The sequence below is a fragment of the Halomonas sp. BL6 genome (assembly GCF_006228115.1).
In the GTDB taxonomy this organism is placed as follows: domain Bacteria; phylum Pseudomonadota; class Gammaproteobacteria; order Pseudomonadales; family Halomonadaceae; genus Vreelandella; species Vreelandella piezotolerans.
Map to the genome: position 1 here is coordinate 34,751 of NZ_VDGL01000005.1, position 12,377 is coordinate 47,127.

At 58.9% G+C, this 12,377-nt stretch carries 10 protein-coding genes; 7 read left to right on the forward strand and 3 right to left on the reverse strand.

Annotation, left to right across the window (positions count from 1 at the left end; genetic code table 11):
• Positions 1 to 39 precede the first annotated feature (39 nt).
• The 6 genes from relA to FHJ80_RS11420 all read left to right on the forward strand — a co-directional run bounded on the left by relA (position 40) and on the right by FHJ80_RS11420 (position 7,966).
• Positions 40 to 2,316 carry a GTP diphosphokinase gene (gene relA, locus FHJ80_RS11395; RefSeq protein ID WP_139527292.1) on the forward strand — a complete coding sequence of 759 codons (2,277 nt, stop codon included), beginning with the start codon at positions 40 to 42 and terminating at the stop codon, positions 2,314 to 2,316.
• Entirely contained in the window at positions 2,316 to 3,143 is an 828-nt protein-coding gene (mazG, locus tag FHJ80_RS11400; protein WP_139527293.1) for a nucleoside triphosphate pyrophosphohydrolase, read from the forward strand. The genes relA and mazG overlap by 1 nt, the downstream gene beginning before the upstream one ends.
• 42 nt (positions 3,144 to 3,185) lie before the next feature.
• Positions 3,186 to 5,834, forward strand: a complete 2,649-nt coding sequence (ppc, locus tag FHJ80_RS11405) for a phosphoenolpyruvate carboxylase (RefSeq protein ID WP_139527294.1) — start codon at positions 3,186 to 3,188, stop codon at positions 5,832 to 5,834.
• Between the two features lie 76 nt (positions 5,835 to 5,910).
• Positions 5,911 to 6,456, forward strand: coding sequence for a DUF924 family protein (locus FHJ80_RS11410; RefSeq protein WP_139527295.1), 546 nt, complete (start codon positions 5,911 to 5,913; stop codon positions 6,454 to 6,456).
• 26 nt (positions 6,457 to 6,482) lie between these two features.
• Positions 6,483 to 7,541, forward strand: a complete 1,059-nt coding sequence (rluF, locus tag FHJ80_RS11415) for a 23S rRNA pseudouridine(2604) synthase RluF (RefSeq protein WP_139527296.1) — start codon at positions 6,483 to 6,485, stop codon at positions 7,539 to 7,541.
• 113 nt (positions 7,542 to 7,654) lie between these two features.
• Positions 7,655 to 7,966: a hypothetical protein gene (locus FHJ80_RS11420; RefSeq protein WP_139527297.1), complete on the forward strand. Its 312-nt coding sequence runs from the start codon at positions 7,655 to 7,657 to the stop codon at positions 7,964 to 7,966.
• 34 nt (positions 7,967 to 8,000) lie between these two features.
• Here the strand turns inward: FHJ80_RS11420 and FHJ80_RS11425 are convergent, their stop codons facing one another.
• From FHJ80_RS11425 to FHJ80_RS11435, 3 genes are read right to left on the reverse strand one after another with little or no spacing between them, the layout of a single operon-like run.
• Positions 8,001 to 8,669: an aminodeoxychorismate/anthranilate synthase component II gene (locus FHJ80_RS11425; RefSeq protein ID WP_139527298.1), complete on the reverse strand. Its 669-nt coding sequence runs from the start codon at positions 8,667 to 8,669 to the stop codon at positions 8,001 to 8,003.
• Complete coding sequence (locus tag FHJ80_RS11430) at positions 8,666 to 10,090, reverse strand: anthranilate synthase component I family protein (protein WP_139527299.1); 1,425 nt, start codon at positions 10,088 to 10,090, stop codon at positions 8,666 to 8,668. Before FHJ80_RS11430 ends, FHJ80_RS11425 begins: the two co-directional genes overlap by 4 nt.
• Positions 10,087 to 10,353: a Trp family transcriptional regulator gene (locus tag FHJ80_RS11435; protein WP_139527300.1), complete on the reverse strand. Its 267-nt coding sequence runs from the start codon at positions 10,351 to 10,353 to the stop codon at positions 10,087 to 10,089. Before FHJ80_RS11435 ends, FHJ80_RS11430 begins: the two co-directional genes overlap by 4 nt.
• Positions 10,354 to 10,445: 92 nt before the next feature.
• On the opposite strand from FHJ80_RS11435, the gene FHJ80_RS11440 reads away from it, so the two are divergent.
• Positions 10,446 to 12,362, forward strand: coding sequence for a monovalent cation:proton antiporter-2 (CPA2) family protein (locus tag FHJ80_RS11440; protein ID WP_139527301.1), 1,917 nt, complete (start codon positions 10,446 to 10,448; stop codon positions 12,360 to 12,362).
• Positions 12,363 to 12,377 lie beyond the last annotated feature (15 nt).

The following is a 12,377-nucleotide window of genomic DNA, read 5'->3' on the forward strand; positions in this document are numbered from 1 at the left end:
GGTGTGGAGGCCGTCACCCAGAAAGGATGAGTGAACGTCATGGTGAAAGTGCGTGAAGACCAACCGCTGACAGAAAGCGGAAAGGTGGACATACAACAATGGTTAACGCGCCTTCAAGAAGATGTGCGCCTACGCGAACCCGAACGCTTATTGGAAGCCTGTGAGCTGGCCGAGCAGTTGGAGCGAGAAGCACCGCGTACGCATCGCGTGTGGCTATCGCCGGGCTCTAGCTTCCGTATGGGCCTCGAGATGGCGGATATCCTCGCCGATCTCAAACTCGATCAGGCCACGCTGGAAGCCGCCGTTCTCTACCGCGCCGTGCGGGAAGGGTTGTTGAGTTTAGAAGGTGTCAGCAAGCGCTTTGGAGAGGAGGTCGCCAAGCTGATCGACGGTGTGCTGCAAATGGCCGCCATCAGCTACCCATTGGCACCTAACCATGGCATGAGCCAGCACAACCAGCAGGAAAACCTGCGCAAAATGCTGGTGAACATGGTCGGTGACGTACGCGTTGCGCTGATCAAAATTGCCGAGCGTACCTGTGCGCTACGTCAAGTCAAAGATGCGCCCCGTGAGAAATGCCTGCAAGTTGCGCGGGAAGTGGCCGATATCTATGCGCCGCTGGCTCACCGACTGGGCATTGGTCAGATCAAGTGGGAGCTTGAAGACCTGTCGTTCCGTTATCTACATGAAGAGGATTACAAGGCCATCGCCAAACTCTTGGCGGAAAAGCGCTTGGATCGCGACCGATACATTCACGACGTGGTGGAAACCCTTAAAGGCTTGATGGAGGCTCAGCATATTCACCGCTACGACGTGAGCGGGCGAGCTAAGCATATCTACTCCATTTGGCGCAAAATGAAGCGCAAGCGGATCGATTTTTCCCAGGTACACGACGTACGCGCCGTGCGTATTTTGGTGCCTGAAGTCACCGACTGCTACACCGTACTGGGTATCGTCCACTCTCGCTGGCACCATGTGCCCAACGAGTTCGACGACTATATCGCCAACCCCAAGAAAAACGGCTATCAATCGCTGCATACGGCCGTCATGGGGCCGGATAACAAGGTGCTGGAAATACAGATTCGCACCTTCTCCATGCACGATGAAGCCGAGCTGGGCGTGTGTGCCCACTGGCGCTATAAAGGCCACGACACCAACGCTAAAAGTCGCAGTTACGAGGATAAGATCGCTTGGCTGCGCCAAGTATTGGAGTGGCAGGACGAAGTGGGAGGGTTTGGCGACCTGCGCGAAGGGCTCTCCAGCGATGTTGCCCCCGACCGCATTTACGTGTTCACGCCAGATGGGCACGTCATCGACCTACCGCGTATCGCGACACCCATCGACTTTGCTTATCGGGTTCACACCGAGATTGGCCATCTTTGCCGGGGAGCCAAGGTCAATGGGCGTATCGTGCCTCTGACCTACAAACTCAAGACGGGCCAGCAGATCGAGATTTTGACCGCCACCAAAGGTGGCCCCAGCCGCGATTGGCTCAATCCCAGTCTTGGCTATGTACGCACGTCGCGAGCGCGTGCCAAGATTCAAGCGTGGTTCAAGCATCAGGCCCGTGACCAGAATTTGGACGAAGGGCGCACGCTCTTTGAGCGCGAAATGCGGCGTCTGGATGTGGAAGGGCTGGATCTGGCCAAGCTCGCCAAAGCTGTCAACTACCAAAATGCCGACGACATGTACGCGGCGTTGGGCGCGGGCGACCTACGTATCGGTCAAGTGCTGCATCAGGCGCAGCAACTGTTTGGTGAAACCGACGACCAAGAGCAGCTCGATCGCCTGCTAGCCAAACCCCGCCGCCAGCCCAGCAAGGCGACCCAAAGCGACATCACCGTGCTGGGCGTGGGCAACCTGAAAACCAGCATGGCCAACTGCTGCCGCCCGGTGCCCGGCGAGCCGATCGTTGGCTTCATTACCCAGGGGCGTGGCGTCACCGTGCACCGCCAGGACTGCACCAATATTCTCCAATTGCGCATGGAAGAGCCCCAGCGCATTATCGAGGTGGAGTGGGGCGAGCGGGCGCACACCCGCTACCCGGTGACCATCGAGATTCAAGCCTGGGACCGCTCCGGCCTGCTGCGCGATGTGACCGGTCTCTTGGGTAATGAAAAGGTCAATGTGCTAGCGGTCAACACGCTCACGGATACCGACGAGGGCATCGCCCGACTGCGGATTACCCTGGAAGTGGACGGGCTGGAGTCGCTCGGCAGACTCTTTTCACGTATCCAACAACTGCCCAATGTCACCGAAGTGCGCCGTTTGCGTAACGCCGATCCCGAGAAAAGTGCCCGTAAAGGAGGGGCCTGATGCGTCATACCCTGGAGGATTTGCTCACCCTAATGGCCGTGCTGCGCGATCGGGAGCAGGGCTGTCCATGGGACATCAAGCAGGATTGGGACAGCATCGTGCCCCACACGCTGGAAGAGGCTTACGAAGTGGCCGACGCCATCGAGCGTCGCGCCTTCGACGAACTGCCCGGCGAGCTCGGCGACCTGCTTTTTCAAGTGGTCTACTACGCCCAATTTGGCGCAGAAGAGCAGCGCTTCGATTTTCACGATATCGTCGATACGCTGACCGCCAAGATGCTGCGCCGTCATCCCCATGTGTTCCCAGACGGCACGCTGGCGTCACGCCGCCCGACCGGCGTGAGTGCCGATGAAGTAAAGACCCAGCAGGTGAATAGCCGCTGGGAAGCGCTCAAAGCCGACGAACGCGCCGAGCGTGCTACGCAACCTCCTTCGGTGCTGGACGATGTGCCCCGAACGCTGCCTGCGTTAAGCCGCGCCGCCAAGCTCTCGAAGCGGGCCGCCCGCGTAGGCTTTGATTGGCCGAATGCCGAGGGAGTACTGGCCAAAATTCGCGAGGAACTGGAGGAGGTCGAAGAGGCGCTGGCGGCGGGGGATCGACAGCACGCCCAGGAAGAGGTCGGCGACCTGCTATTTGCCGTCACCAATTTGGCGCGCACGTTGGGTACCGATCCCGAACAGTGCTTGCGCCGTACCAACGCAAAATTCGAACGTCGCTTTCGTTTTGTCGAGCGCGCGCTTGCTGAATCAGAGCGCCCTCTGAACGAGGCCTCGCTGGATGAGATGGAAAGTCACTGGCAAGCCGCGAAAGCACAAGAACAACGCTAATGTCACAACCTATCAACGCGACCCCGCAAGGAGGCCACGCCAATGAGTCATGATCTACACGAATCACTGCGCGATAACGTGCGTATTCTGGGGGACAGTCTTGGGCGTACCATCGCCGATGACTTAGGCCAGTCGTTTGTCGATAAGATTGAAACCATTCGTGCCCACGCCAAGCGCGGTCGCCAGGGCGACTCGCTTCAACAGCGCCAGCTCATCGAGTATTTGCGTCAGCTACCCGAGCGGGACCTGCTCCCGGTGACCCGCGCATTCAACCAGTTCTTGAATTTGGCCAATATCGCCGAGCAGCACTACCGGGCACGGTTCCGTCGGGTGGAGGATTACAAACCCGGTTCGCAGCCCGCGCTAGGGGAGCTCTTGGGGCGCGCTCAGCAGGCCGGTAACTCGCCCGGCAAGCTGGTGGAAACCCTGGCTAATATGCGTGTCGAGCTCGTACTGACAGCGCACCCCACCGAGGTCATCCGTCGTACGCTGATCCAAAAATACGATGCGATCGATGAGTGCTTGACTGCGATCGAAAGCTCCGAGGATTACCCCGAGCGCGGTGCCCGCGCCCAAGGCCGCTTGGAAGAGCTGATCAGCCAGGCGTGGCATACCGACGAGATTCGCCACGAACGCCCCACGCCGGTAGACGAAGCGAAGTGGGGCTTTGCCGTCATCGAGAACTCACTGTGGCAGGCCGTGCCGGATTTTCATCGCGACCTGGATAACCTGCTGCTGGACACCGCAGGCGAACGCCTGCCGCTGGATGCCGCGCCGATCCGCTACGCTTCCTGGATGGGCGGCGACCGTGACGGCAATCCGAATGTCACCGCCAAAGTGACCCAGGAAGTGCTGCTGCTAGGCCGCTGGATGGCGGCGGATCTCTACTTGCGTGATTTGGAACAGCTCAAGACCGAGCTCTCCATGTGGAAAGCCAACAGCGCCCTCAAAGCCGAAGTGGGCGACGTGGCGGAGCCTTACCGCGAGCTTTTGAAACGGCTGCTCACCAAAATGGAGGCCACCCGCGACTGGGCGAAAGCGCAGCTCGATGGCCGTAACTATGACGGCGGGCCGATCATCGAGACCCGCGACCAGATTTATGCGCCGCTGCTGGCCTGCTATCGCTCGCTCTGCGACGTGGGGCTGGATACCATCGCCAACGGCGCGCTGTTGGATACATTGCGCCGCGTGGCCGTGTTCGGTGTAACGCTGACCAAGCTTGACCTTCGTCAGGAAGCCAGCCGCCACGCCCAAGTAATGGAAGAACTCACCAGTTCCCTGGGGCTAGGTCATTATCAGGAGTGGAGCGAAACCCAGCGCCAGGAGTTTTTACTAGCGGAGCTTGACTCCCGTCGTCCGCTGATCCCGCGTCGCTGGGAGTGTTCGGCGGAGTCCCGTGAGGTCATTGACACCTTCAAGGTGATCGCCCAGGAGCATGCAGAAGCGCTCGGCACCTACATTATCTCGATGGCCGCCGAACCATCCGATGTGCTCACCGTGGCGCTGCTGATGAAGGAAGTGGGGGGGCAAGTTTCGTTGCCCATTGCACCGCTGTTCGAAACCTTGAACGACCTGGACCACGCGGGCGATGTGATCGACAAACTACTGGCATTGCCGGGCTATCGCGCGTTGGCTAAAGACCGTCAAGAGGTGATGATCGGCTACTCGGACTCCGCCAAAGATGCGGGGCAATTGGCCGCTGCCTGGGCGCAATACCGTGCCCAGGAAGCGCTGGTCAACGTGTGCGACAAGCACGGTGTTGATCTGACGCTGTTCCACGGCCGCGGCGGCACCGTGGGCCGCGGGGGCGGCCCGGCCCATGCGGCGATTCTCTCCCAGCCGCCGGGCTCCGTGAACGGCAGCCTGCGCGTGACCGAGCAGGGCGAGATGATTCGCTTTAAGTTCGGCCAGCCGGATATCGCCCTGCGCTCCATGGAAATTTATGCCTGTGCAGTGCTGGAAGCCACTCTGCTGCCACCTCCGGCACCCGAGCCGCACTGGCGCGAAGAGATGGATCAGCTGGCCAGTGTTGCTCATGCTGCTTACGTTGGCGTGGTTCGCGAAGATCCTGATTTCGTGCCCTATTTCCGTGCGGTGACGCCGGAGGGGGCGCTGGGCAGGCTGCCGCTTGGTTCGCGACCTACCAAGCGTCGCCAGGACGGCGGGGTGGAAACGCTGCGTGCCATCCCATGGATTTTCGCCTGGACACAGATCCGTCTAATGTTACCCGCTTGGTTGGGCAGCGGTGAGGCTTTTTCCCGACGCGTGGAGCAGCCCGGCGGCCGCGAAGTGTTGCAAGAAATGCGCACCCAATGGCCGTTCTTCGGCACTTATCTCGACATGTTGGAAATGCTGCTGGCCAAGGCTGATGTCGCCATTGCCGCTTACTACGAGCACCGCTTGGTGGACGAGCCCTCGCTGAAAGCGCTGGGCAAGAAACTCCGCGAACGCTTCGAACGTCTGGAAGATGTCGTGCTGGATATCCTGCAGCAGGAAAAACTGTTGGAGAACACGCCGCTGATCCGTCAAGCGATCGATGTACGCAACCCCTACATCGACCCGCTGCACGGCCTCCAAGCGGAGCTTTTGCAGCGTAACCGCGATGCTGATGGGGCGATTAGCCCAGATCTCTCCCGCGCACTGATGGTCACCATGGCTGGCATTGCGGCTGGCCTGCGTAACACGGGCTAAGCTAATAGCTGCCTACCTGCGCCGCTACCGCAAGGTGGCGGCGCTTTTCTTTACGTTCAGCGTTGGAGACAGGGACATGACTGTAGACGCTCAGGCTGTATTGGCCTTCTGGTTTCAAGAACTGACGCCCGCACAGTGGTTTAAAAAAGACGACAACATGGATCGCCAGATAGCCGAACGATTCAGCGACGTGCTGGCGCGGGCGGCTGCATGCGAGTGTTTCGAGTGGCGTCGCACGGCTCAGGGTCGGCTAGCGGAGATCATCGTGCTGGATCAGTTCTCACGCAACATTTACCGCAACGAGGCGCGAGCCTTTGCCAACGACGCGCTTGCGCTTGGGCTTGCCCAGGAAGCAGTGGCCAATGGGGCAGACCAGACACTCTCGGCGGTGGAGCGCAGTTTTCTCTATATGCCCTATATGCACAGCGAGTCGGCGGCGATTCACACGGTGGCTCTGCAGTTGTTCGATCAGGCGGGGCTTGAAAACAACCTGGATTTCGAAAAACGTCACAAGGCTATCATTGACCGCTTTGGGCGCTACCCGCATCGCAATGCACTGTTGGGTAGACCCTCTACCCCAGAAGAGATCGAATTTCTCCAGCAGCCCGGCTCCTCTTTTTAACGTTTATTTAAGCTACATGGCGTTTTATGTCGTTACGAATATCGACCCGTATCAATAAATACATCAGCGAAAGTGGCCTCTGCTCCCGCCGCGAAGCCGACCGCTTTGTCGAGCAGGGCAATGTGTGGATCAACGGACGCCGCGCCACCACCGGTGATCAAGTGGTCCCAGGAGACCGGGTAAAGGTCAATGGCCAGGAGATCGAGCCGCAAGAGGAAGAGGACCTCGTTCTCATCGCCTTGAACAAACCGGTGGGTATCGTGAGCACCACGGAGTCGGCAGAAAAGGACAACATCGTTGATTTCGTGAAGCACGGCACACGCATTTTTCCGATCGGCCGCTTGGATAAAGATTCTCAAGGGCTGATTTTTCTCACCAACAACGGCGACTTGGTCAATAAGATCCTGCGCGCTAACAACAACCACGAAAAAGAGTACGTGGTAACGGTGAATAAGCCGATCACCGATGAGTTCATTACGGGTATGCAGGGCGGCGTACCGATTCTGGGGCAGATGACCAAAAAGTGTCGAGTGGTCAAAGAGTCCACGTTCGTTTTCAATATCACGCTAGTGCAGGGCCTCAACCGACAAATTCGCCGAATGTGCGAATACTTTGGCTATGAGGTGACGCAGTTGGTACGCACCCGCATCATGAACGTGTCGCTGAAAGGGCTGGCGCTGGGGGATTGGCGTGATTTGACGCCTAAAGAGATCGAGACGATCCTCGCCCTCACCGAAACCTCAGCCGTCGCGCCGGAGAAGAAAGCGTCCGAGAAGAAAAAGCCAGCCAGGCCCAACTACAGCGGCGGTAGGAGTAGCACGAAGGAGAAAAAGCCGGTGTCCAAGCGCGCTTCCTCCGGTGCCAAGGCGGGTAACAAAACACGTAAAGACGCCAAGGCCAAAGGGGCCGTGCCCGGTAAACCGAGTGCCAAAGGAAAACCCGCTGGCAAACCAGCTGCGAAAGGTAAGGGTAGGCCCGGCGGTAATCCGGTGGCGAAGGGGGTGGGTAAGGGCTCAGTGAAGGGTGGTCGCCCAAGCGGTAAGCCTGCCGGTGGCAAGCCACCCCGCGCACGGGGAAAGCGTTAATCGCCCCGCGTTGGCTTGCTAAAAGCTAAAGTTGTCCGCGCGGCTTGCGGGCGTTTGCATAGAGCCACTACGTTGAAGAGTGCCCGGATCAGGAATACGAAGAGGACGCTAGGATGGCAGACGATACTTTGAAAGACGCAAAAATAGTCGATCACCACGGCTTGTTAGTTGGGCAGGTGGTCAACATTAGTGAGCGCCAAAATGCCGAGATACGTACACCCTACGGACGCCACTTTTGGGTGAAACCAGAGTCGTTAGCCAAAAGCCAGGGGCAGTGGTGCTTATTGAAGGATTTCAAGGCATATACGGCGGATAACACGGAAACGGTGTGGTCGGAGAGCGACCTGGACGCCGCCGCCGATGACACCTTTCCCGCCAGCGACCCGCCCTCCTTCACGCTGGGCGATGAGGGCAAAGGCCGCTAAAGGGCAGGCACCTGCAGATACAAGGCGGAATTCGTCAGTAGTGGTCAGAAAATAGAAAGTTGGCAATTAACTCTTTGCCGCCTTCGGTGGCAAACGACTCTGGGTGAAACTGAATGCCGTGAATGGGGTAGTCGCGGTGCTTCACGCCCATCAGCTCAAATTCACCCGCCGACTGCCAATGGCTTCGCTCGGCAAACTGCGCGGCGGTCAGCTCACCCACCGTGGCAGTGACTTCCAGGCACTCCGGCAGCGTTGCCGCATCGGCAATCAGCGAGTGGTAACGCATCACCTCGAGCTGGTCAGGCACGCCGTTGAACACCGAGCGGTTGTCGTGGTTGATGGGGCTGATTTTGCCGTGCATCGGCAGCGGTGCTTTGATTACTTTGCCGCCAAACACATGAACGATGCCCTGCATGCCCAAACAGACGCCCAGTAGTGGCGTCGTTTTGCCCAGCTTTTCGATGACTTCGGCGCATACGCCAAAATAGCGAGGGTCATCCGGTGAGCCGGGGCCAGGCGAGATAATGATGCGGTTCGGTGCCATGGCTTCAATCGCCTTGAAATCGACCTGATTGTTGCGCTTCACCACGATCTCGAAGTGAGGCAGCTCGCCGCGATTCTTTTCAGTCGTCAGAATCTCCCCAATGAACTGGTACAGGTTATAGGTGAAGGAGTCGTAGTTATCGATGATCAGCACCTTCATGCGGGGCTCTCCGTTTCCATATCGTCCATAAAGGGGGCCAGGGCCTTGCGGGTGCCGGCAAATTTGCGACGAATCTCCTCGTATTCATCGTCGGCGTTGCTGTCATACACGTTGCCGCCGCAGGTTTGCACGTAGGCGTGCTCGCCGTTGACGAACACCGTGCGAATGGGGATCGCAAAGGTGCAGTCGCCGTTGAAGGAGAACTGGCCCACCGCGCCGCCGTAGGGGCCGCGCCCGTCGGTTTCCAGGTCGTCGATGATTTTCATCGCCTCGATTTTGGGCGCACCGGTGAGCGTGCCTGCCGGGAAGTTGCTGGCCAGCGCGGTAAACATATCTTCGCTCTCGGCAATGATGCCGACGATCTCGCTCGAAATGTGTTGTACGTGGCTGAAGCGCTTGATATCCATCAGGCTGCGCACTTTGACCGTACCAAACTGCGCCACTCGGCCAATATCGTTGCGGTGCAGGTCCACGATCATATTGTGCTCGGCGATCTCTTTGGGGTCGTTGAGCAGCGCGCGGGCAAGCTGGGTATCCTCCTGGGGCGTTTGGCCGCGCAGGGTGGTGCCCGCCAGCGGGAACGTCTCCATCTCGCCCTGGCGCAGGCGGAACAGCAGTTCGGGGCTCGCGCCAATCAGTTTCTGCTCGCCAAACTTCACGTAATACATCTGCGGTGAGGGGTTGATGGTGCGTAACTGGTCATACAGTGCTAGCGTATCGCCCTGAATCCGAAAGCGTTTCTTGAAGCCCACTTCGCACTGGAAAACCTTGCCGTCGATGATGTCCTGCTTCACCTTGGCCACGGCCTTGGCGTGCTCGGCCTTACTCATGGTGTCGCCCAGCGCGGTAATGCGCAGCGGGCCTGCTGGCTCGTCGTCGGCGTCGATCAGCGTCTGCAGAAACGCGTACCGGCTGTTGTCGTAGTAGAAGTAAGTGACTTCCCCGGTCATCTTGTCAAGAATCAGGCCGTCTTTGTACAGCCCAAAGCGGAACGTATCGAAGTCGTCGCTGGCTTTTAGCGTCAGCGACGGCTCGAAGTACTGCATGGCGTCGTAGCCCAGGTAGCCGCTCAACCCTCCCGCGTATTTACGAGAAATGATGTTTTGCGGAATAAGGCTGCGCAGTAGTTCGTAGGGGTTGTCGCTGGGATAGTGATTGGCATCGCCATTGCGGCTTTCGATGGTCAGTGTGTTGTCATTGGCATAGAGCGTGTACTCGGGGTCGAAGCCAATGATCGAGTGGCGCGCCATGTGGCTATCTTCGCCCAGCGACTCCAGCATGTAGCAGGTATCGAAGCGCCGCTCGATTTTCTGAAACAGGGCGAAGAAGTCGCAATCTGCCGCCAGCGTGACGTAGTGGGGCTTACGTGGCAGTGTGAACGGCTGTGGGCCTGCCGCAGCGCCCGTATCGGTGGTGCTCATAGGTGTTCATTCCGTGAAGAGGCTAACATCGTCAGCGCGCGTGATCCGCGTGACACGGTCGCAATACCCACGCCCAGGGTTTCAGCGATTTTGCGATGGGGCACGCCTTCCCGCAGCAGCTTAAAAATCTGTAGGCGTTTGCTGATTTCTTGGTACTCTGCTGGCGTTAGCAGGCTGGCTAGCGCTTCGTCCATGGCGTCGGGCGTGTCGATCGCAAGCAGGTGGCGCACCAAGTCAGCTTGAAACGTATCGTGTAAGGACATCATGACACCGAGTGGTTACTCATGTACTAGCGTACTAGTACGTTAACTGATTGCTCAGGGAAGTCAAGTCGCAGCAACGTTAAGGAATCGTCATGACCGGCTATTTTATTCAAGCATTCATCTATTTAGTGGCGGCGGTGATTGCCGTGCCGCTGGCCAAGCGGTTCGGGCTCGGCTCGGTGTTGGGCTATTTGGTGGCTGGGGTGGTGATTGGCCCGGTGCTCGGGCTGGTCGGCCAGGAGACCACTACCATTCAGCACTTTGCCGAATTCGGCGTGGTCATGATGCTGTTTTTAGTCGGTATGGAGCTAGATCCAAAAGGCTTATGGGCCATGCGGGTGCGCCTTCTAGGCCTGGGCGGTTTGCAGGTGGTGCTGACCGCAGCGGCAGGCGCTGCGATTGCCTGGTGGCTTGGGCTCGTTTGGCAAACCGCGTTAGCCGTGGGGCTGATTTTTGCGCTTTCCTCCACCGCCATCGTGCTGCAAACCCTGAGTGAGAAGGGCCTTTCCAAAACCGAGGGCGGCCGCAGCGCCTTTTCGGTGCTGCTGTTCCAGGACATTGCCGTCATTCCCATGCTGGCGCTCATCCCCTTGCTGGCGCTGCCCGAATTGATGGGCGCCCCCGGCGACGACCACGGACATGCGGGACTAAGCCTAGTGGCGCATTTGCCCGCCTGGGCGCATGCTCTCGTAGTCGTCGCCGCCATTGGCGGTGTGATTGTCGGCGGTTACTACTTGGGGCCGCTGCTGTTTCGCTACGTGATTGGGTCCGGACTGCGGGAAGTGTTTACCGCCTCGGCGTTGATGCTGGTGATTGGTATTGCTGCCTTAATGAGCCTGGTAAACCTATCGCCTGCTTTGGGGGCGTTTCTGGCCGGTATCGTTCTGGCCAATAGCGAGTTCAAGCACGAAATTGAAGCCAACATCGAGCCGTTCAAAGGGCTGCTGCTGGGGCTTTTCTTCATTACCGTGGGCGCAGGGATTAACTTTGACGTGCTGGCGGCGGAGTGGATCACGGTGCTGGGGCTTGGGTTAGCGGTCATCGTCGTGAAAGCGGCCATACTGCTGGCGCTGGCGCTGCTGTTCAAAGTACGCGGCAGCAACGGCTGGCTGTTCACGTTGAGTCTTGCTCAGGCGGGGGAATTCGGCTTCGTGCTGCTGACCTACAGCGTGCAGAACAGCGTGATTCCGGTAGCGCTCTCTCAGGTGCTCTCGCTGGTGGTGGCGCTGTCGATGTTCTTAACGCCGCTGCTGTTTATCGCCTATGACCGCTTGGTGCTGCCGCGCTATCAAACCGCCAAAAATGACCCCCGGGAGGCCGACACCATCGAAGAGCAGGCGCCGGTCATCGTGGCGGGCGTGGGGCGCTTTGGGCAGATCATCTGCCGTCTGCTGCGGGCCAATAACATTCCCATCGTGGCGCTGGATCATGAAATCGAGCAGATCGAGAACCTGCGCAATATCCGTATCAAGAGCTATTTTGGCGATGCAAGCCGCTCGGATCTGCTGGAAACCGCCGGTATCGAGCACGCGCGCTTGCTGGTGGTTGCCATCGACGACCGTGAGCGTGCAGTGGGTATCGTCAAGCACGTCAAACAGTTCTACCCCAATGTATGGGTGCTGGCCCGCGCCTTCGACCGGGGCCACGGCTACCAGCTACGCGAGGCCGGAGCCGACGACGTGATCAGCGAAACCTACCACTCGGCGCTGGAGCTCGGCGGTCATGCGCTTACTGCCATGGGTGTTCACCCCATGCGCGCCAAACAGATGACCTGGGCATTCGTGCAAAACGAAGATGCCCATGCCGACGAACTGTTCGAAGCCTGGAAAGAGATCGACGAAGGCATCAGCTTCAGCCCGCGCTATGGCGAACTCTTCATGAAGCTGGAAGAGGCGCTGAACTCAGCGATGCATCAGGAGTGGCAGCCGCCGCAACAGGAGGAAGTGCCGGTGTGGACGGCCCCCGCTCAGAACCGCGAGCAGTCAGGGGCTCCGGCGAGAAATGCCTAGGCAGGGTAATGTCGT

Bases quoted from the DNA above. Each gene is read 5' to 3' on its own strand.
- relA (WP_139527292.1), top strand. From the start codon at position 40: ATGGTGAAAGTGCGTGAAGACCAACCGCTGACAGAAAGCGGAAAGGTG.
- mazG (WP_139527293.1), top strand. From the start codon at position 2,316: ATGCGTCATACCCTGGAGGATTTGCTCACCCTAATGGCCGTGCTGCGC.
- ppc (WP_139527294.1), top strand. From the start codon at position 3,186: ATGAGTCATGATCTACACGAATCACTGCGCGATAACGTGCGTATTCTG.
- FHJ80_RS11410 (WP_139527295.1), top strand. From the start codon at position 5,911: ATGACTGTAGACGCTCAGGCTGTATTGGCCTTCTGGTTTCAAGAACTG.
- rluF (WP_139527296.1), top strand. From the start codon at position 6,483: ATGTCGTTACGAATATCGACCCGTATCAATAAATACATCAGCGAAAGT.
- FHJ80_RS11420 (WP_139527297.1), top strand. From the start codon at position 7,655: ATGGCAGACGATACTTTGAAAGACGCAAAAATAGTCGATCACCACGGC.
- FHJ80_RS11425 (WP_139527298.1), bottom strand. From the start codon at position 8,669: ATGAAGGTGCTGATCATCGATAACTACGACTCCTTCACCTATAACCTG.
- FHJ80_RS11430 (WP_139527299.1), bottom strand. From the start codon at position 10,090: ATGAGCACCACCGATACGGGCGCTGCGGCAGGCCCACAGCCGTTCACA.
- FHJ80_RS11435 (WP_139527300.1), bottom strand. From the start codon at position 10,353: ATGTCCTTACACGATACGTTTCAAGCTGACTTGGTGCGCCACCTGCTT.
- FHJ80_RS11440 (WP_139527301.1), top strand. From the start codon at position 10,446: ATGACCGGCTATTTTATTCAAGCATTCATCTATTTAGTGGCGGCGGTG.